We start from the raw sequence: 20185 nt of genomic DNA on the forward strand, positions 1-20185 counted from the left end.
CGGAGGCCGTAGCACAACAGAAAACCCCGCCGCTCCGGTGATCCACGATCGAGTGAACGACCCAGCCTCTCTATTCTGATAGCCCACGGGGCGACCGGGACGGAGGCATGCATGGAGCAGCTCCCGATCGTGCTGGGCACCGGTGGCCTCGTGCTCCTCTCCGCCGTGATCGCCGTCCGTGTCTCGATCCGCCTCGGCCTGCCCTCGCTGCTGCTCTACCTGGCGATCGGCGTCCTGATCGGCGAAGCCGGGTTCGGCGTCGAATTCGACAATCCGGGGCTGACCCAGTCGCTGGGGCTGGCCGCGCTGGTCATGATCCTCACCGAAGGTGGCCTCACCACCCGCTGGAGCGCGGTGAAACCGGGGCTCGGCACCGGAATCGCACTGTCCACAGTGGGCGTTGGCGTCAGCATCGCGATCACCGGCTCCGCGCTGCACTGGCTGCTCGACCTCGACTGGCGGATGGCGCTGCTCTGGGGCGCGGTGCTCGCGTCCACCGACTCGGCCGCGGTGTTCTCCGTGCTGCGCACGATCGGCGTCGGCAAACGGCTGGTCGGCACCCTCGAACTCGAATCCGGTATCAACGACGCGCCCGCGTACATCGCCGTCGTCGTGCTCGCCGAAGCCACGGTCGTCGACTGGACGTTGCCGCTGCTGGTCGTCTACGAACTCGCGCTGGGCCTGGGTCTCGGCCTGCTCTTCGGCTGGGGCGGCGCGCAGGCGCTGCGCCGGGCCGCGCTGCCCGCGACCGGCCTGTATCCGCTGGCCACGGTCGCGGTGTGCGTGCTCGCGTACTCGAGCGGACAGCTCGCGCACGCGTCCGGGCTGCTGGCCACCTATGTCGCCGGGGTGGTGCTCGGCAACTCCCGGCTGCCGCACCGCTCGGACACGCTCTCGTTCGCCGAGGGCCTCGGCTGGCTCGCGCAGATCGGGCTGTTCGTGCTGCTCGGGCTGTTCGCGTCACCCACCAGGCTGCTGGACGCGATCGTGCCAGGCCTCATCGCGGGCGCGGTGGTGCTGGTGCTCTCGCGGCCGATCTCGGTGCTGATCGCCGCGCTGCCGTTCAAGGTGCCCTGGCGGGAACAGACCTTCCTCGCCTGGGCGGGGCTGCGGGGCGCGGTGCCGATCGTGCTCGCGATGATCCCGCTTTCCGAGGGCGTCCCCGGCGCGCAACGCCTGGTCGACGCCGTGTTCGTGCTGGTCATCGTGCTGACGCTGCTGCAGGGCGCGACGCTCGCCCCGCTGGCGCGCAAGCTCGGGCTCGACGCGGTCCGCGAGGCCAAGGAGATCGAGGTCGACTCGGCGCCGCTGGACGAGCTCGGCGCGGAACTCCTGCAGGTCCGCATCCAGACCGGCTCCAAGATGCACGGCGTCTACCTGACCGAGCTGCGGCTCCCGGAAGGCTCGACGATCAGCCTGGTCGTCCGCGACGGTCAAGGCTTCACTCCGCAGAAGACCACCCGTTTGCAGGAACAAGACCAACTACTTGTAGTCACCACCGCCGCGGCTCGTGATGCCGCCGAACGACGGCTCCGCGCGGTCGACCGCGCCGGCCGTCTGGCCCGCTGGCGCGGGGAGTCCGGCCACTAGAAAACGGCCGTTTCCGTACGCGGGCAGCAGACCCGTGTACACGAAAAGCAAGCATGCGTACGCGGAGAGTAAACTCGCTGCGCTTTAGTCTGCGCTGCTCAGGGGCCTGTGATCACCGTCCCTGTACGTGTGCTCGCTGTTGCGTACCGCTGGGTGGCTTTTTTGGCGCGCGAGCTGCGGGAATGTCTCGGTTAGGACTCGTACCGGTGTCGCGAGGGACTCGGGCTTGTCTCGTTAATGTCTCGAAAAGTAGACGAAAGACTATTCACTTCAAGATCGCGATGCCTTACCTTGCGTTCAATCGTGTTAGTCCGTTTGGGGGAGTGAGTCCAGAAAAGGAGGACGCAGAGTGACGAAGGTTCGCATGCGTCTTGGCTTTGTCTCCGCCGCGGCCGTGCTCGCGGGTGTGCTGGTCGGGCTGCCGACCGCGGCCCACGCGGAGGCGTTCCCGGCGTTCGCGCTGCCGTTCCAGACGGGCCAGCAGGTCTACTCGGCCGGAATCCACTCCGACGACGGCAACTCGGGCGTGAAGAACGCCATCGACTTCTCGCCGTACGACAAGACCGTGCGTGCGCCACTGGCGGGCACCGTCGCGATCCAGCACTGTTCCGGCGGCGACTGGGTGACCATCGACCACGGCAACGGCTGGCGTACCGGGTACTACCACATGGAGAACATCGCGGTCACCGACGGCCAGGCCGTCGAGGCGGGCACCGTGCTCGGCAAGACCGGGAACGCGTTGCCGTGCGGTGGATCCTCGACCGGCGCGCATGTGCACTTCACGCTCTGGTCACTTCAGGAAAGCGCTTCCAAGATGCGGGTGGACAAGGTCGCCGCCGGCAACTGGAGCGGCATGTCGTACGAGCAGGTCTCGGCCGACGTCGCCGAGGCGTTCGGCGAACCCGTCGACGGCAAGACGCTCGGTGGTTACAAGTTCACCGCGGGCGCCGAGCAGTACACCGGCACCGCCACGCGCGTGCGTGACAACGCGGTCACCCAGCTGCCCGGCCGATTCCGCTTGGACCGCTGAGAAAACGCCGGTCGCGCGGGTTTTCGTTCCAGAATCTGGGACGGGGGTTCGCGCGATCGGCGGATCTTCGGGTAGTGTCCCGAATCAGGTCACGAGTGCCAGCGTTCAGCCCCGGCTTGCTGGCCGGCAACCCTCCAACCGCGGTGGGGTGCCCCGGGTGAGGACCAGGCCTGTCGCACACGGCGACGGGCAAGCGCGGGCCCTCATGCGATGCGGGTCCCTGGACCCGGAGGCGTCATGACACTCGCACTCGATCGCACTGAAACCGTTGCCGCGCAGGACATCCCGGCCGTCGCGGGCGCCGAGCTCCGGGTGCCGCTGGTGACCGGCGAGGCCATCGGCTACGCCAACCTCGACCACGCGGCGAGCGCACCCTGCCTCGGCGCGGTGCGCGACGCGGTCGACGAATTCCTGCCCTGGTACGCGAGTGTGCACCGCGGCGCGGGCTTCGCGTCGCAGGTCTCCACCAAGCTTTACGAGCGCACACGCGGCATCCTGCGCGACTTCGTCGACGCACGCGCCACCGACACCGTGGTGTTCACCCGCAACACCACCGATTCCTTCAACCTGCTGGCCCGCAGCCTGCCGAAGGGCACCTCGGTCGTGGTGTTCGACACCGAGCACCACGCGGCCCTGTTGCCTTGGCGTGGCCCGAATGTGCGCCGCGTCCAGACCCCGCGCACCCGGCTCGCCGCGGTGTCCGCTGTGGACAGTGCACTGGCCGAGTGCCCGGAAGGCCCGCGCCTGGTGGTGCTCACCGGCGCGTCCAACGTGACCGGCGAACTGTTGCCCGTCAAGGAGATCGCGGCCGTCGCACGCAGGCACGGCGCCCGCATCGCGCTCGACGCGGCCCAGCTTTCCCCGCACCGCAAGATTTCCGTGCGCGAACTCGACGTCGACTACGTGGCTTTCTCCGGCCACAAGCTGTACGCCCCGTTCGGCGCCGGCGCGCTGATCGGCCGCGCCGACTGGCTGCGCGCGGCCCAGCCGTACCTCGCGGGCGGCGGCGCGACCAAGATCGTCACCGGCGACGCGGTGGTCTGGAACAACGGCCCCGAGCGCCACGAGGCCGGTTCGCCCAACACCGTCGGCGTGTACGCGCTCGGCGTCGCCTGCCAGACGCTCGCGAAGCAGTGGGACGAGGTCGTCGAGCACGAGACCGTGCTGCTCGACCGTCTGCGCAAGGGTCTCGCCGCCGTCCCCGGTCTCACCGAGCTGAGCCTGTTCGACGCACCGGTCGACCGGGTGGGCACGCTCAGCTTCGTGCTCGACGGCTTCGAGCCCGGCTGGGTCGCCGCGGTGCTGTCGGCCGAGTACGGCATCGGCGTCCGTGACGGCGCGTTCTGCGCGCACATCGCCACCAAGCGCCTGATCGGCGAGGCGGGCGCAGCCGGTCAGCAGGCGCTGCGCGTGAGCCTCGGCCTCGGGACCACCGAAGAGCACGTCGACCGGTTGCTGCTCGCGCTCCGGCAGATCGTCGCCAGGGGAGCGCGCTGGACCTATGCCAAGGTCGACGGCCGCTGGGCGCCCCTCGACGACCCTCGTGAGCTGCCGGGCTTCCTGCGCTGAAGGGCTCTCGCTGGCTAAACTCGGCCCATGGGGGCTAGGTATTGGTTTCCGCTGGCGTTGCTCGGCTTCGCGCAGATCGCCATGGCCGCGCTGTCCGACGCCGGGGCGGGCTGGTTCGAGTCGACGCCGTTCGCCTACACCGACCAGACGTACGGGCACCTCAAGGCCTTCGTATCCAGTGAGGCTTACGAAGCGTCGCTGAACCTCTCGTTCGACCGCGGTGTGACCCGGTTCTGGCCATACCTCATGGCGGTCGTCTTCCTGGCGACCGTCGTCTGGTATGCGGTCAAGGCGCATCGCGCGGGCACGCCGTACCCGCTGCCGCGGACGCTGGGGATCGCGTTCGGCGGGCTGGTCGCCATCGCGGTGGCCGAGTTCGTCTCCTACTCCGGGTTCGGGTTGTCCGCCCATCTGCGTGACCCGGTGATCGTCACCGCCGGGCTGCTGGTGCTGGTCTGGCTGGAGCGCAGCGTGCTGCTCCTGGTGGTCACCGGGTTGTTCCTGCTCACGGCGTCGCTGTTCACGCCGGGTCTGGCCGGGCTGCTGATTCCGGCCGTCGTGGTGCTCGCGGGGGCGTTCGTGGCGCTCGCCGGCCGGGGCAGGCCGGGCCCGGCCAGCAGCTAGTGGACAATGGGCAGGTGAGCACCGAGCCCGAATCGCAGCCAGACACCGTTCCCGACGAGCAGCCGGAGGCTCCTCCGCTGCCGAAGCGGCGGATCGTGCTGGTCTTCGCGGTGGCCTTGGTCGCGTTCGCCGCGGATCTGATCAGCAAGATCGTCGTGGTGTCCACTTTGGAGGGCAAGGAACCGGTCAAGGTACTCGGCGGGCTGCTCTACTTCCAGCTCGTGCGGAACCCTGGCGCGGCGTTCTCGCTGGCCACGGGCATGACGTGGATCCTGGCCATCGTGGCGCTCGGCGTGGTCATCGCGATCGTCTGGCTCGCCAGGCGGCTGCGGTCGACCGGCTGGGCGATCGGGCTCGGGCTGGTGCTCGCCGGCGCCTTCGGGAACCTGGTCGACCGGATCTTCCGCGCCCCGTCGCCGTTCCAGGGCCACGTCGTCGACTTCATCTCGGCGTTCGCGCCGGACGGCCGCGGGTTCGCGGTGTTCAACGTCGCCGACTCGTGCATCTGCGTCGGCGGCGCACTCATCGTGCTGATGTCACTGCTCGGCAGGGACTACGACGGCACGTCCACAAAGGACAAGAAGAAGGAAACCAAGTGAGCGCGCGCATGCTGCCCATTCCCGACGGGCTCGACGGGATGAGGGTCGACGCCGGGCTCGCCAAGATGCTCGGCCTGTCCAGGACCGTCATCGCCGACCTCGCCGAAGCCGGTGAGGTGCTGCTCGACGGCCGGGTCGCGGGCAAGTCGGACAAGCTCGTGGCCGGTGGCCTGATCGAGGTCACCCTGCCGGACCCGCGGAACAAGCTCGAGGTCGTCGCCGAGCCCGTCGAGGGCATGGTGATCCTGCACGACGATGACGACATCGTGGTCATCTCGAAGCCGGTCGGCGTCGCCGTGCACCCCAGCCCCGGCTGGACCGGCCCGACCGTGATCGGTGGCCTCGCCGCCGCCGGCCTGCGGATCTCCACCTCCGGCGCCGAGGAGCGCCAGGGCGTGGTCCACCGGCTCGACGCGGGCACGACCGGTGTCATGGTCGTCGCGAAGAGCGAGCACGCGTACACCGTGCTCAAGCGTGCCTTCAAGGAGCGAACGGTCGACAAGGGCTATCACGCGGTCGTCCAGGGCCACCCGGACCCGACGCGCGGCACCATCGACGCGCCGATCGACCGGCACCCCAAGCACGACTACAAGTTCGCCGTGGTCCAGGGCGGACGCGAGAGCGTCACGCACTACGAGGTGGTCGAGGCGTTCCGCGCGGCCTCACTGGCCCAGATCAAGCTGGAGACCGGCCGTACGCACCAGATCCGCGTGCACTTCTCGGCGATGCGCCACCCCTGCGTCGGCGACCTCACCTACGGCGCGGACCCGGTGCTCGCGCGCAAGCTCGGCCTGACCAGGCAGTGGCTGCACGCCAAGACGCTCGCGTTCGCGCACCCGTCGGACGGCCGCTGGGTCGAGTTCGAGTCGGAGTACCCGGACGACCTGGCGAAGGCACTCAAGATCCTCCGCGACGAGAACTAGTCGTCGATCGACCAGGTCAGCGTGCGCTCGTCCGGCTCAGGCCGAGGGCTCCAGCGCACGCTGACCACCCTGGTCGCCTCCGGCAGCACGTAGACGGTGTGCCCGCCGAGGGTTTCACCCGGCGGCACGCCGATCTTGTGCGGCGGCCGTGAGGTCAGCGAGACAGGCGCCTTGCCGATGGTCTTGCCCTCGGCGGTGAGCAGTTCCAGGTAGTTGTCCGGGAGCGAAGCGAACGGGATGCCGCCGCGGTTGGTGATCTCGGTGTGCACCACCACCGCGCGTTCGCCGTCGTCGAGCCGGTAGCCCGCCGCGCTGAACAGGAAGTCGGCCGGGTCCTGGACCTCCAGCAGCTGGATGGTGAGCTGCTCGCCCTCCAGGCCCTGGGTCTCCATCACCTCGCCGATGCGGCCGCGCTTGCCGCTGCCGGGCTTCGGCGCGGACGACGGCTCGTCGCCGCGCGCCCACGACGCGCTCTGCGGCGGACCCCAGGTGCTCAGAACCGGGTCCGGTGGCGGCGGCGGGGTGAACTGCCGTGGCGGTGGCTGCTGCGGCGGCGCTTGCCGGGGCGGCGGTCCCTGGTAGCGCCCGGACGGGGTGCCCTGCACGTTGTACACGCCCGACGGCGTGCCTTGGACGTTGTACGGCCCCGACGGCGTCCCCTGCGCCGGCGGCCTGTTCTGCGGGATGCCCTGCTGGGCGCCGTAAACACCCGAAGGGGTGCCTTGCACGGGATGCTGGGGCGGCGCCTGCTGGTGGACTTGCTGCAGTGCCGCGCGCAGTCCGTTCGGGTCGCTTTCGACACCGACGAGCAGCGGCAAACCACTGCCGGACAACGCCACCAGCCGGTACGCGACCTCGCGAGGGTCCATCCCGACCTTCGCGGCGAGTTCGTGCACGGCCGCCTTGCCCGTCTCCGCCAGCGCGGCGAGGATTCGGGCATCCTGAGGATCGGTCACAGCCACTCGCCGAACGCTACCGCACGGTTAGGGTGGCCCTCATGAGTGATGTCGCGGCGCTCGCCGATGAGTTCGTGGAAGCCTTGTTCGATCAGAGTCCACTCTGGCCTGCCCTGCTGGGGATGCCGTCCACGCGCCAGGGACTCGGCGAGGTCAGCGCCGAAGCCGATCAGGCGTTCCGCGCGACGCTCGTGTCGTTCATCGACCGGGCGAAGGCACTCGAGCCGTCGGTCACCCGCGAGGTGCTGATCGCGCAGGCCGAGGGCAAGATCCAGCAGATCGACGCGCGCGTCGACGAGTTCACCATCAGCGACATCTTCATCTCGCCCGCTTCGGGGCTGCTCGCCACGCTGCCGATGGTCGCGGTCGGCGACGCCGAGCAGGCCGAGGCCCAGCTCGCCAGGCTCGCCGCCATCCCCAAGTACCTCGACCAGGTCGCGCGGCGGCACCGCGAGGGCGTCGCCGACGGGCTCGTGCCGGTCGCCCACCTCGTCGAAGCCGCGATCAAGCACCTCGACCGGTACCTGGCCGAGCCGGACTCCGACCCGCTGCTGCGCCAGCCGGCGCCCGACGAGGACTTCGCCAACCGCCGCGCCGACCTGCTCGCGAACGTCGTGCGGCCCGCGTTCGCCGCGTACCGCGAGGTGCTCGCCACCGAGATCGCCCAGCACGGGCGCCCCGCAGACAAGCCGGGCGTCTGCTGGCTGCCCGACGGCGAGCGGATCTACGCGCTGCTCGCGTCGCACCACACGACCACCGACCGCAAGCCGCAGGAGCTGCACGACACCGGGCTCGCCCTGATCGCGAAACTGAACGAGGAGTACCGCGAGCTGGGCCGGCGGGTGTTCGGCACCGACAAGCTGCCCGAGATCTTCGAGCGGCTGCGCGACGATCCGGCGCTGAGGTGGAGCAGCGGCGAAGAGATGCTGGAGAGCGCGCGCTCGGCGATCGGCCGCGCGGAAGCCGAGGCTCCGAACTGGTTCGGCCGCATCCCGCCGCAGCCGTGGGTCGTCGAGCCCGTTCCGGCGGAGGCGGCGCCCGGCGCGCCCGCGGCGTACTACATGTGGCCGTCGCAGGACGGTTCCCGGCCTGGCACCTTCTTCACGAACACCTACAACGCCACCGAGCGGCAGCGGCACACGGCCGAAGCGACCGCGTACCACGAGGCCATCCCCGGTCACCACTTCCAGCTGAGCACCGCGATGGGCCTCGACGAGCTGCCGCTGCTGCGCAGGCTCGGCGACTTCAACGCCTACATCGAAGGCTGGGGCCTCTACAGCGAGCGCCTCGCGTTCGAAATGGGTCTTTATTCGGATGACGTCGCGCTGCTCGGCATGCTCACCTTGGACTCGATGCGCGCGGGGAGGCTGGTCGTGGACACGGGGCTGCACGCGCTCGGCTGGAGCCGCCAGGAGGCGATCGACTACCTGGTCGCGAACACGCCGATGGCCAAGGGTGAGATCGAAGCCGAGATCGACCGCTACATCGCCTACCCGGGCCAGGCGTTGTCGTACATGGTCGGCCGCCTCGAGATCCAGCGCGTCAGAGCCGAGGCCGAAGCGGTCTTGGGGGAACGATTCGACATCAAGGCGTTCCACGACCTGGTGCTCGGCGGCGGTGCGCTGCCGCTCTCGGTGCTGGACGCCGTCGTCACGGAATGGGCCAACGCATGATCAACGACCTCGCCGACGAGTTCACCGACATCCGATTCACCGCGGATCCGCTGTGGCGGTCCATCCTGGGCCTGCCCGGTGACGAGGACAAGCTGCCCGATGTGAGCGTCGAGGGGGAGCGGCGCACCCGCGCGGCGCTCACGGACCTCATCGCCCGCACCGAGGCGGTCGATCCCGCCACGCTGCCCGCGACCGACGCGGTCACCCGCGAGGTCATCCTCCAGCAGGCGCAGAGCATGATCGACCTGTACGACTCGCGGGTGCACGACTTCTCGGTGAGTGACGCGTTCGCCGCGCCGGTGCAGTTCCTGCTGCTGGTCATGCCGAGTCTTTCGCTGAACAGCGAAGAAAAAGCCCGAGGCTATCTGGCCAGGCTCGCCGCCATCGCGTCCTATGTGGACATCTTGATCGAGCGGCAGCGCGCCGCGCTCGACGATCACCTGGCGCCGGCGAAGTTCCTGGTCGAGATCGGCATCGAGTACTTCGACCGCTACCTGGCCGACCCGGCCAAGGATCAGCTGCGGATCGAACCCTCGATCGAGGTCGACGGGTTCATCGAGGAGCGTGACCGGCTGCTCGCCGAGGTCGTGCACCCCGCTTTCGCGCGGTACCGCGACTTCCTGGCCGTCGGCGTGCTGGCGCGCGCCGTGCCGGACGACGAGCCGGGCCTGTGCTGGCTGCCTGGCGGCGCGGAGAAGTACGCCAAGCTCATCCGGGTGCACACCACGACGTCCTCGTCGGCGCAAGAGTTGCACGACCTCGGGCTGAGCGTGATCTCCGGGCTGGAGGCCGAATACCGCGAGCTGGGCAAGCGCGTGTTCGACACCGAGGACCTCGCGGAGATCTTCGAGCGGCTGCGCACCGATCCGGCGCTGCGCTGGAACTCCGGCGAGGAACTGCTCGACGCCGCGCGCGAGGCCATCACGCGTGCCGAAGCCGTCGCGCCGCAGTGGTTCAACTCGGTGCCGGAGAAGCGCTGCCAGGTCGCCCCCGTGCCCGTGTCGGATGCCGAGAGCGGCACGATCGCGTACTACCTGGAGCCCGCGCTCGACGGTTCGCGCGAAGGCGTCTACTACGCGAACACCTTCGGAGCGCAGGAGCGGCCACGGCACACCGCCGAGGCCATCGCGTTCCACGAAGCCGTCCCGGGGCACCATTTCCAGATCGTCACCGCGCAAGGCCTGACGAATCTGCCGTTCCTGCGCCGCAACGCCGACATCAACGCCTACGCCGAGGGCTGGGGGCTCTACGCGGAGCGTCTCGCCGACGAGATGGGCCTGTACTCCGGCGATCTGGCCAAGCTCGGCATGCTCACCCAGGATTCGATGCGCGCCGGCAGGCTGGTGGTCGACACCGGCATGCACGCGCTCGGCTGGAGCCGCCGCCAGGCGGTGGACTTCCTGCGTGAGAACACGCCGATGGCGCAGCTGGAGATCGAGAAGGAGATCGACCGGTACGCGGGCAATCCCGCGCAGGCGTTGTCGTACATGGTGGGCCGGCTGGAGATCCAGCGCATCCGCGCCGAGGCCGAGAAGACGCTCGGCGACCGGTTCGACATCAAGGCGTTCCACGATGTCGTGCTCGGCAACGGGGCACTGCCGATGTCGGTGCTGGACGGCGTGGTCAAGGCCTGGGCTTCGGCATGATCGATGCGCTCGCCGACGAGCTCATCGAGATCCGGTTCGCCGCCGATCCGATCTGGCCGTCGCTGCTCGGGCTGCCCGCCGACCACGGCAAGCTGCCCGATCCGACGGCGGAGGGGGAGCGGCGTACACGTCTCGCGCTCGCCGGCGTCGTCGCGCGTGCCGAAGCTGTCGACCGCTCCGGTTTGTCCACTGTGGACGCGGTGACCCGCGATGTCATCATCCAGCAGGCGAAGAGCATGCTCGACGTGCTGGACTCGCGGCTGCCGGACTACACGGTGAGCGACGCGTTCAGCGCGCCGGTGCAGCGGCTGCTGCTCTTGATGCCGAGCCTGATCTTGTCCGACGACGAGAAGTCCCGTGGCTTCCTGGCCAGGCTGGTCGCCATACCGTCCTATGTGGATGGTGTGATCGAGCGGCAGCGCGCGGCGCTCGAGGAGGGTTTCGCGCCCGCGGGGTTCCTGGTCGACATGGGCGTCGACTTCTTCGAGCGTTATCTCGCTTCGCCGGAGACCGATCCGTTGCGGGTCGAGTCGGAGCTGGACGGTTTCGTTTCCGAGCGCGACCGGCTGCTCGCCGAAGTCGTTCGTCCGGCTTTCCTGCGGTACAAGGACTTCCTGGCACTCGAAATGAAGCCGCGGGCCAGGCCGGACACTCAGCCCGGGCTGTGCTGGAAGCCGGGTGGTGCCGAGAAGTACGCGAAGCTCATCCAGGTGCACACCACGGTCTCGATGACCGCCGAGGAGTTGCACGAGCTGGGGTTGAGTGTTCTGGCCGGGCTGGCGACCGAGTATCGGGAGCTGGGCGAACGCGTCTTCGGTGTCGATGATCTCGCGGAGATCTTCGAGCGGCTGCGTACCGATCCGGCGTTGCGGTGGAACTCCGGGGAGGAACTGCTGGAGTCCGCTCGCGCGGCCATCTCGCGCGCGGAAACCGTCGCGCCGCGCTGGTTCAACTCGGTTCCTCCGACGAAGTGCCTGGTCGACGCGATCCCGGCGGCACAGGCCGACGGCGGCACGATGGGCTACTACCTGGAACGCGCGCTCGACGGCTCGCGCGAGGGCACGTACTTCGCGAACACCTTCGACGCGCACGAACGGCCACGTCACGTTTCCGAGGCCATCGCGTTCCACGAAGCCGTTCCAGGGCACCATTTCCAGATCGAACTCGCCCAGGAGCTGACCGAGCTGCCGCTGCTGCGCCGTATGGCCGAGGTCAACTCCTACTCCGAGGGCTGGGGACTCTACGCGGAGCGTCTCGCCGACGAGATGGGGCTGTATTCCGGGGACGTGGCCAAGTTCGGCATGTTGCTCCAGGACTCGCTGCGCGCGGGCAGGCTGGTGGTCGACACCGGCATGCACGCGCTCGGCTGGAGCCGCGCACAGGCGGTGGGGTTCTTGCGGGTCAACACCCCGATGACCCCGCTGGAGATCGAAGCCGAGATCGACCGGTACGCGGGCTGGCCGGCGCAGGCGTTGTCGTACATGGTGGGGCGGCTGGAGATCCAGCGCATGCGTACCGAGGCCGAGAAGGCGCTCGGGGACCGATTCGACATCAAGGCGTTCCACGACGTCGTGCTCGGCAGCGGGGTGCTTCCGCTGCCGGTGCTCGCGAAGCTCGTCGAAGATTGGGTGGCGGCACAGTGACCTGGTTGGATCTGCCGGAGGACACCGCCTTCGGCCTCGCGAATCTGCCCTACGGCGTGTTCTCCCGGCAGGGGCAGGAGCCTCGCGTCGGCGTCGCGGTCGGCTCGTCCGTGCTGGACGTCGGCACGCTGGCCGAGGCCGCCGGCGCCGCGTTCGCTCCGGTGCTGTGGGGACCGTCGCTGAACCCGTTCCTCGCGGCGGGCCGCGAAACCTGGTCGCTGGTCAGGGAAAAGATCACCGAGTGGCTCACGGACGCGGCCCATCGCGAACTCGTCACGCCGCACCTGGTGCCGTTGGCCGAGGTGCGACTGCATCTGCCGTTCGAGGTCGCGGACTACGTCGACTTCTATTCGAGTGAGCATCACGCGATCAACGCGGGCAAGATCTTCCGGCTCGCCGACACCGTCACCGACGCGCTGACGCCGAACTGGAAGCACCTGCCGATCGGCTATCACGGGCGCGCCGGGACCGTCGTCGTCTCCGGCACGCCGGTCGTGCGGCCGAGCGGGCAGCGCAAGCCCCGCAACGAAGAAGCGCCGACCTACGGCCCGTCGCTGCGGCTCGACATCGAGGCCGAGGTCGGTTTCGTCGTCGGCACCCCGTCGAAGCTCGGCGAGCAGGTCGGCGTCGGCGCGTTCGAGGACCACGTCTTCGGGGTGTGCCTGGTCAACGACTGGTCCGCGCGTGACATCCAGGCGTGGGAGTACCAGCCGCTCGGCCCGTTCCTCGGCAAGTCGTTCGCGACGTCCGTCTCACCGTGGATCGTGCCGCTCGAAGCGCTCCAGCACGCGCGTGTCGCGTCCCCGCCGCAGGATCCCGAGCCGCTGCCGTACCTGCGGGGCGACACCCATTGGGGGTTGGACCTCGGCATGGAGATCCGGCTGAACGGGCACGTCGTCTCGCGGCCGCCGTTCGCGACGCAGTACTGGACGGCGCCGCAGCAGCTGGCGCACCTGACGGTCAACGGCGCGAGCCTGCGCACCGGCGACCTGTACGCGTCCGGCACCGTCAGCGGGCCGGAGAAGGACCAGCGCGGCTCGTTCCTGGAGCTCAGCTGGGGCGGGCGTGAGCCGTTCGACTTGCCAGATGGCTCACAGCGGACTTTCCTCGAAGACGGCGACGAGGTGATCATTACCGCGACCGCACCGGGCCCCGACGGCGCCAGGATCGGTTTCGGCGAGGTGGCGGGGCGCGTGTTCCCGGCCGTGACGGAGGAGAAGTAATGCGGATCGGTACCGCGATCAACTACTCGGGCGGGTTCGCCGAGAGCGTCGAGGACATCGTCGAGCTGGAGAAGGCCGGGCTCGACATCGTGTTCGTTCCCGAGGCCTACTCGTTCGACGCGGTCAGCCAGCTCGGGTATCTGGCGGCGAAGACGTCCACCGTCGAACTCGCCTCCGGCATCTTCCAGATCTACACCCGCACGCCGACGCTGACCGCGATGACCGCGGCCGGGCTCGACTTCGTGTCGAACGGGCGCTTCACGCTCGGGCTCGGCGCGTCCGGCCCGCAGGTGATCGAGGGCTTCCACGGCGTGAAGTACGACGCGCCGCTGGGCCGCACCCGCGAGCTGATCGACATCTGCCGTCAGGTGTGGCGCCGCGAGAAGGTCGTCCACGACGGCAAGTACTACAAGATCCCGCTGCCCGCCGAGGAGGGCACAGGGCTTGGTAAGCCGCTGAAGCTGATCAACCACCCGGTGCGTCAGCGGATCCCGATCCTGCTCGCCGCGCTCGGCCCGAAGAACGTCGCGCTGACCGCTGAGGTCGCCGAGGGCTGGGAGCCGATCTTCTTCCACCCCGAGAAGGCGGCCGGCGTCTGGGGCGCCTCACTCGCCGAGGGCAAGGCGAAGCGCGATCCGGCGCTGGGCGAACTCGACACCGTCGTCGGCACGGCGCTCGCGATCGGCGACGAAGTTGACGGACTACTAGATCATCTTCGCCCGTATTTGGCGCTCTACATCGGCGGCATGGGCGCGCGCGGCAAGAACTTCTACAACACCCTCGCCTGCCAGTACGGCTACGAAGCCGAGGCGAAGGAAATCCAGGACCTGTACCTGGACGGCAAGAAGGACGAGGCCGCCGCTGCCGTGCCGCTCGAACTGCTGCGCGCGATCTCGCTCGTCGGGCCCGCCGGGTACGTGAAGGAGCGGATCGCCGCGTTCCGTGAGGCCGGCGCGACCACGCTGGTGGTGAACCCGCTGCAGCCGGGTCGTGAGGCCCGTGTCGACGCGGTGAGCCGCTTGCGTGAGCTGCTCTAACTCGTGTGGGTCAGCTTCGCGCTGACCACGACCAGCGGCGAGTAGTCGCCGTGCAGGTCGAAGTCGTCGGGGGAGGTCGTCAGCCGCAGTTCCGGGCCGGCGGTCTCCTTCGGCGGCTCGGACGGGCCGGTGGTCACCCGGTACGCGGTGAACACCGCGCGCCTGCCGTCTTCGCGGTACACCGTGATCGTGTCGCCTGTCTTGAGCTCTTTCAGCCGCTTGAACGGCCCCACCTCGTAGCCATAGCCGGAATGCCCGGTGACGACGGCGGTACCCGGCTCGCCCGGTGTCGGCGACGAGGCCGTCCAGCCCAGTGAGCCGACCGTGCCGGGTACTTCCTGCTTCCCGCCCGGCGTCACCCGCAGCGCGAAAACCGCCTGGTTGAGCACCCCGATCGCCGGGATGTCGATCGCCAGCGGCCGCGATTCGGCCAGCGCGAGCCCGCTGCCCGACGCGACGGGGCTGTCCGTGGGCGAAGTCACCAAGTCGATACAGGCGAGCACGCCGCCAAGCGCGACCGTCACGGCCAAGGCGGTCGCGAACAGGCTCCCGAGACCGCATTTCCTTCTGGATTCACTCACTCGCACCCGCTTCACCCGCATGTCGTACACCGGCCAAATCGTCACGGGACGGGCGTTCCGTTACCGTATTCCCTGGTGCGGCCACGGACCTCACCCGTTCGGGTTACCGGATCGTGATCTGAACCGGATAGTTGTGGGTACCCGTTGAGAGTGTCGTTGACGACTCTCCGTGGTTGGCTGCTACTGGGGGTTACGGGCTAGAAAAGAGGTGCTCGAATGCGGCGTGGTGTCGCTGAGGTGGTGGGAGTGCTGGACGTCGGATCGTTCAGCGCCCGGCTTGTGGTGCTCCCGAGGGGAGGCTCACCGCTGGAGCCGGTGCTGACCCACCAGACGCGGCTACGCCTCGACCGCGACCTCGACGCCGAAGGCAGACTCAGACCAAGAGGGATCGCGGCCATCTCCGCCGCCGTCTGCGCCGCGGCCAAGGTCGCGGAGAAGAACGGCGTCCCCGAGGTGTACTCCTTCGCCACCTCGTCCATCCGCGACGCGGTCAACGCCGAAGAAGTGGTGGCCTCGGTAGCCAAGGATACCGGTGTCCGCCTCCGTTTCCTGTCCGGCAGAAGGGAAGCCGAGCTCACCTACGTCGCGGCCCGCCGCTGGTACGGCGCCTGCTCAGGCCCCTTGCTCGTCTTGGACATCGGCGGCGGAACCGTCGAACTCGCCGCGGGACAAGGAGAGCAGGCTTCCTTCGCCCGTTCGCTCCCGCTCGGCGCCCGCTCGATGACCCGTGATTGGCTGCCGCACGAGATCGCCACTCCCAAGCGCATCGCCGCCCTGCGCGAGCATGCCCTGACCGAGGTGCGCGCGGCGCTGGATGACGTGTCTTTGAAGGAATACCGGGCAGTCGGCTGCTCGAAGGTGCTGAATCAGCTTGCTCGGCTCGCCGGTGCTCGACCCGGTCGGGGCCAGGAGCTGGCTTTGGACGACCTCCGCAAGTGGATTCCGCGTCTCGCGGTGCTTCCGCCTGCTCGTCGCGCTGAACTTCCTGGCATTACAAGGCAACGTGCGCATCAGGCGCTGGCCGGCGCGATCATCGCCGAGGTTTTGCTGACGGTTTCGGCGGGCCGGATCTCGGTGTGCCCGTGGTCCACCCGTGAAGGCTTGTTATTGGGCATGCTGGACGGGGTACGTCCGGAACGGCTGGGAAAGCTCCAAGCTGCCTAAGGTGGTTGTCATGCGCGAACACGAGACTCGTAAGCAGGACGAAGACGAAGAGCTGCCCCCGTTGCGCACGCCGCCGTTGAATACCGAGGTCCCCTCGGTGCCGAACCGCGACGTCGGCACCGGCGGTACCAAGGAGGTCGACGACCCGCCCAACACCGACGACGGAGTCCTGCCCCCGTCCTAGCCGCCTGCTGTTCTAGCCGCCTGCTGGCCTAGTTGCCTGCTGGTCAGGCGGGCCGGTCGGCACGCGGATCCTCGGGCCGATCTAGCAGCGCTACTCGATCTAGCGCTGCTACTCCACCTAGCGTCGCTAGGTCACCTAGCAGCGCTAGACAGGCGACGACCTGGACTGCTTGCTCACCTAGCAGCGCTAGGTGGCAGACGACCTAGCGCTGCTCGCTCACCTAGCACTGCTAGTCGGCCCAGCACTACTCGTTGACCTAGCAGCGTTACGTTCTGTGGAGCGAGTGGGCAAGGGCGACAGCCGCAAGCTCGGATGAGCGAGTGGAACCTTTACTGCGTTAGATGCAGCAGAGTTTCCACTCGCCCACCTCGCATGTTTCGCGCCGAGCAGCGCTAGCCCGCCGAGCAGCGCTAGCCCGCCGAGCAGCGCAAGTCCGCCGAGCAACGCTAGCCCCAAGCAGTGCGAGTTTGCCGAGCGGCGCTAGCTCCCCCCGAGCGGTTCCAGCTCGCCGAGTAGATGTAGCCCGCCGAGCGGATCTAGCATTGCCAGCAGGTCTGGCTGGCCTAGCGGCGCTCGGTGAACTAGCGCAGCTAGACCGCCTAGCAGCGCTAGAAGCAGTAGCGTCGCTAGGCGGGCCAGCAGTGAAACGGGCTAGCAGTGAAAACCCGTCAGTGCCGCAAGGGCGCTCGCCCGAACGGCTGCAGCGGCGGATCGCCGGGCTTGATCTTCGGGATCGGCATGCTGACCGGCTCGGCGGCGAGCAGGAATTTCTCGCCGTGGTGAGTGAGTTCGAGCGGTTCGCCATCCATGAGCAGATAAATCGCGTGCCCGTCGTGGATCTCAACAGAGAACCGGGTCTCGCGAAAGCAGACCCGGAAAGCGATCCTGGCTAGCTGGGCAGGCAGGCGCGGCGAGAATGTCAGGCCGCCGCCGTGGTCCCGCAGCCCGCCGAAACCCGCCACGACACCCAGCCAAGCTCCCGCCAGCGAAGCCATGTGCAAGCCATTGCGCACGTTGTTGTGCACGTCGTGAAGATCGGTCAGCGCCGCTTCGGCGAGGTACTGGAACGCCAGCGAGAGATGCCCGGTCTCCGCCGCGAGCACGGCCTGCGTGCCCGCCGACAGCGAGGAGTCTCGCACCGTTCTTGCCTCGTAGTAAGCGAAGTCGCGTGCTTTCTCGTCTGCGGTGAACGAATCGCCGCACATGTGCAGTGCGAGCACGAGATCCGCCTGCTTGACGACCTGCTTGCGGTACAAGTCGAAATACGGATAGTGCAGCAGCAGCGGGTAATGCTCGGGCGGCGTGGCGGCGAAGTCCCAGTCCGCGTGGCGGGTGAATCCCTCGGATTGGGGGTGCACTCCGAGTGCCTTGTCGTACGGGATGACCATCTCGTCGGCCGCGGCACGCCACATGCCGATCTCCTCGCCGTCGACCGCGAAATGCGCGGCCACTTCGGGATGCCGCTCGCAGGCCGCCGCAGCGGCGCGTAGATTCCGTTGGGCCATCAGGTTTGTGTAGACGTTGTTGTCGGCGACCGCGGAGTACTCGTCGGGGCCGGTCACGCCGTCGATGCGGAACCCGCCGTGCCGGTCGTGGTGTCCGAGCGAGAGCCACAGTCGTGCGGTCTCGAGCAGGAGTTCGGTGGCGTAGTGGCGATCGAAGTCCTCGTCGCCGGTCGCGTTGAGGTACCGGGTGACCGCGTCCGCGATATCGGCGCTGACATGGAAGGCCGCCGTGCCCGCAGGCCAGTATGCCGAGCATTCGGCGCCGTCGATGGTCCGCCACGGGAATGCGGCGCCCCTGAGCCCGAGCTGGACCGCGCGCTCGCGCGCCTTGTCCAATGTGGAGTGACGCCAGCGCAGCGCGTCGCGCACGGCGTCCGGCATCGTGTACGTCAGGACCGGGAGCACGAAGGATTCGGTGTCCCAGAAGGCATGGCCGTCGTAGCCGGGCCCGGTGAGACCCTTGCCGGGAATCGCCCGGCTTTCCCCGCGTGCCCCGGCCTGCAGCAGGTGGAACAACGCGAACCGCACCGCCTGCTGGAGCTGCTGGTCGCCGTCGATCTGGATGTCCGCGGTGGCCCAGAAGTCGTCGAGGAACTTCTTCTGCTCGGCGAGCAGGCCTTTCCAACCGGTCTGGCGTGCGCCGGCCAGCGCGGCTTCGACTTGCGCGCGGACCGCGGGGATGGACCGCGTCCCCGACCAGCCGTACGCGATGAACTTGGTGATGGTGAACTTCTCGCCCTTGGGCACATCGGCGGCGACGGTGAGCCTGGCGAGGTCCTCCTCGGCCTCGATCCTGACCCGCAGCCCGTTGCCGACGTCGAGTTTGTGGTCCATCGCCGCGGCCATCCGCAGCCCAGAGACGCGCGTTCGGTGCACGAGCACGGCGTGATAGTCCTTGGCGGCGGCCAATTCCGCCACCAGCGGCGACTCCAGTGCGGCCGCGACACGTGGGTCCTTCGTGTCGGACTCGATCGGCTCGTTGGCGAGCAGGTCCGATTGGGCGACGAGCTGGAGTTCGTCGTCGAGCGGCTCGACCTCGTACTTGATCGCCGCCACCGCGCGCTGGGTGAACGAAACGAGCCGCTGCGTGCGGACTCGGACCCGCCTGCCGGTGGGGGAGGCCCACACGGTCGAGCGGGTGAGTATGCCGGTGCGGAAGTCCAGCACACGGTCGTGTTCGATGGCCTCGCCGTAGCGCATGTCGAGCGGCTCGTCCTCGACCAGCAACCGGATGATCTTGCCGTCGGTCACGTTGACCACGGTCTGGCCTGCCTCGGGGTAGCCGTAGCCGCCCTCGGCGTATGGCAGCGCATGCTCCTCGTAGAAGCCGTTCAGGTAGGTGCCGGGCAGCCCACGAGGTTCGGCCTCCTCGAGCGTGCCGCGCAGCCCGATGTGGCCGTTGGACAGCGCGAACGTGGACTCCGTGCGCTGCAGCGCGTCAACGTCGAGTCCACGCCAGCGTAGTTCCCACGGCGAGATCTCGTAGCCGTGTTCCTCGGTCACACTTCCTCCAGCAGTTCGGCCAGATCGTCGACCACCACGTCGGCGCCGTGTTCCTTCAGTTCCTCGGCCTGGTTCGCCCGGTTCACCCCGACGACGTATCCGAAGTCACCTGCTCGGCCGGCTTGGACCCCGGCGAGAGCGTCCTCGAACACGGCAGCGTGCTGCGCCTCGACGCCAAGAACTTTCGCACCCGCGAGGAACGAGTCGGGTGCAGGTTTGCCGCGCAGGTTCTGCTCGCGCAGCGTGTTGCCGTCGATCCTGGCTTGGACGAACGGCGTCAGCCCGGCGGCTTCGAGTACCTTCGCACCATTGGCCGATGACGTGACGACGCCGATCTTGAGGCCGTTGTCCCGCGCCGCTTCGAGGTAGCGCCGCGAGCCTTCGTAGGGGGCGACGCCACGGTCCTCGATGATGCGGAGCACGAGTTCGTTCTTGCGGTTGCCGAGGCCGTTGACGGTCTTGGCGTCAGGTCCGTCGTCAGGCCCGCCTTCGGGCAGTTCGATCTTCCGCGCGGCGAGGAATGAGCGGACGCCGTCGGCGCGTGGCTTCCCGTCCACGTAGGCGGCGTAGTCGTGGTCGGTGAACGGCTCGTCCGGTATGCCGTGTTTCACCAGGAACTCGTCGAAGGTCTGCTTCCACGCTTCCTTGTGCAAGGCGGCCGTTCCGGTCAGTACCCCGTCGAGGTCGAACAGCAGTGCGGAAACGGTCTCGGGAAGTCCTAGCATGCTTCGACGC

General features: G+C 68.6%; 17 protein-coding genes and 1 riboswitch. Of the genes, 13 read left to right on the plus strand and 4 right to left on the minus strand.

Features of this window, described 5'->3' with window-relative positions:
* Positions 1–111: 111 nt before the first annotated feature.
* The 6 genes from ACFV15_RS00100 (at position 112) to ACFV15_RS00125 (ending at position 6335) form a co-directional block, all read left to right on the plus strand.
* Positions 112–1590: a potassium/proton antiporter gene (locus ACFV15_RS00100; protein ID WP_378347895.1), complete on the plus strand. Its 1479-nt coding sequence runs from the start codon at positions 112–114 to the stop codon at positions 1588–1590.
* 349 nt (positions 1591–1939) lie between these two features.
* On the plus strand, positions 1940–2620 hold the full coding sequence (locus ACFV15_RS00105; RefSeq protein ID WP_378347896.1) for a M23 family metallopeptidase: 681 nt from the start codon (positions 1940–1942) through the stop codon (positions 2618–2620).
* An 87-nt stretch (positions 2621–2707) separates the two neighbouring features.
* Positions 2708–2822: riboswitch (SAM riboswitch) on the plus strand.
* A 35-nt stretch (positions 2823–2857) separates the two neighbouring features.
* Positions 2858–4189, plus strand: a complete 1332-nt coding sequence (locus ACFV15_RS00110; RefSeq protein ID WP_378347897.1) for an aminotransferase class V-fold PLP-dependent enzyme — start codon at positions 2858–2860, stop codon at positions 4187–4189.
* 27 nt (positions 4190–4216) lie between these two features.
* Positions 4217–4813, plus strand: coding sequence for a hypothetical protein (locus tag ACFV15_RS00115; protein WP_378347898.1), 597 nt, complete (start codon positions 4217–4219; stop codon positions 4811–4813).
* Between the two features lie 14 nt (positions 4814–4827).
* Positions 4828–5412 carry a signal peptidase II gene (gene lspA / locus ACFV15_RS00120; protein ID WP_378347899.1) on the plus strand — a complete coding sequence of 195 codons (585 nt, stop codon included), beginning with the start codon at positions 4828–4830 and terminating at the stop codon, positions 5410–5412.
* Positions 5409–6335: an RluA family pseudouridine synthase gene (locus ACFV15_RS00125; RefSeq protein WP_378347900.1), complete on the plus strand. Its 927-nt coding sequence runs from the start codon at positions 5409–5411 to the stop codon at positions 6333–6335. Before lspA ends, ACFV15_RS00125 begins: the two co-directional genes overlap by 4 nt.
* Here the strand turns inward: ACFV15_RS00125 and ACFV15_RS00130 are convergent.
* Positions 6332–7297, minus strand: a complete 966-nt coding sequence (locus ACFV15_RS00130; RefSeq protein ID WP_378347901.1) for an AsnC family protein — start codon at positions 7295–7297, stop codon at positions 6332–6334. The genes ACFV15_RS00125 and ACFV15_RS00130 overlap by 4 nt on opposite strands.
* A gap of 35 nt (positions 7298–7332) precedes the next feature.
* On the opposite strand from ACFV15_RS00130, the gene ACFV15_RS00135 reads away from it, so the two are divergent.
* Genes ACFV15_RS00135 through ACFV15_RS00155 form a run of 5 tightly spaced genes read left to right on the plus strand, consistent with a single transcriptional unit; the run spans position 7333 to position 14513 of the window.
* Positions 7333–8964, plus strand: coding sequence for a DUF885 domain-containing protein (locus tag ACFV15_RS00135; protein ID WP_378347902.1), 1632 nt, complete (start codon positions 7333–7335; stop codon positions 8962–8964).
* Complete coding sequence (locus tag ACFV15_RS00140) at positions 8961–10610, plus strand: DUF885 domain-containing protein (protein WP_378347903.1); 1650 nt, start codon at positions 8961–8963, stop codon at positions 10608–10610. Before ACFV15_RS00135 ends, ACFV15_RS00140 begins: the two co-directional genes overlap by 4 nt.
* Complete coding sequence (locus ACFV15_RS00145) at positions 10607–12253, plus strand: DUF885 domain-containing protein (RefSeq protein ID WP_378347904.1); 1647 nt, start codon at positions 10607–10609, stop codon at positions 12251–12253. The genes ACFV15_RS00140 and ACFV15_RS00145 overlap by 4 nt, the downstream gene beginning before the upstream one ends.
* The gene (fahA, locus tag ACFV15_RS00150) at positions 12250–13476 is read left to right on the plus strand and encodes a fumarylacetoacetase (protein ID WP_378347905.1); all 1227 of its coding nucleotides are present in this window, start codon (positions 12250–12252) and stop codon (positions 13474–13476) included. The genes ACFV15_RS00145 and fahA overlap by 4 nt, the downstream gene beginning before the upstream one ends.
* Complete coding sequence (locus tag ACFV15_RS00155; RefSeq protein ID WP_378347906.1) at positions 13476–14513, plus strand: LLM class F420-dependent oxidoreductase; 1038 nt, start codon at positions 13476–13478, stop codon at positions 14511–14513. Before fahA ends, ACFV15_RS00155 begins: the two co-directional genes overlap by 1 nt.
* Here ACFV15_RS00155 and ACFV15_RS00160 read toward each other — a convergent pair.
* Complete coding sequence (locus ACFV15_RS00160) at positions 14510–15094, minus strand: class F sortase (protein ID WP_378347907.1); 585 nt, start codon at positions 15092–15094, stop codon at positions 14510–14512. The two genes, ACFV15_RS00155 and ACFV15_RS00160, sit on opposite strands and share 4 nt — an antisense overlap.
* A 216-nt stretch (positions 15095–15310) precedes the next feature.
* On the opposite strand from ACFV15_RS00160, the gene ACFV15_RS00165 reads away from it, so the two are divergent.
* Positions 15311–16258, plus strand: coding sequence for a Ppx/GppA phosphatase family protein (locus ACFV15_RS00165; protein WP_378347908.1), 948 nt, complete (start codon positions 15311–15313; stop codon positions 16256–16258).
* A gap of 10 nt (positions 16259–16268) precedes the next feature.
* Positions 16269–16442 carry a hypothetical protein gene (locus ACFV15_RS00170; protein ID WP_378347909.1) on the plus strand — a complete coding sequence of 58 codons (174 nt, stop codon included), beginning with the start codon at positions 16269–16271 and terminating at the stop codon, positions 16440–16442.
* 668 nt (positions 16443–17110) lie between these two features.
* Here ACFV15_RS00170 and ACFV15_RS00175 read toward each other — a convergent pair.
* The gene (locus ACFV15_RS00175) at positions 17111–19450 is read right to left on the minus strand and encodes a glycoside hydrolase family 65 protein (protein WP_378347910.1); all 2340 of its coding nucleotides are present in this window, start codon (positions 19448–19450) and stop codon (positions 17111–17113) included.
* Complete coding sequence (locus tag ACFV15_RS00180) at positions 19447–20175, minus strand: HAD family hydrolase (protein ID WP_378347911.1); 729 nt, start codon at positions 20173–20175, stop codon at positions 19447–19449. Before ACFV15_RS00180 ends, ACFV15_RS00175 begins: the two co-directional genes overlap by 4 nt.
* Between the last annotated feature and the right edge of the window lie 10 nt (positions 20176–20185).

Origin of the sequence: Amycolatopsis sp. NPDC059657, assembly GCF_042734395.1 — a bacterium.
Taxonomy (GTDB): domain Bacteria; phylum Actinomycetota; class Actinomycetes; order Mycobacteriales; family Pseudonocardiaceae; genus Amycolatopsis.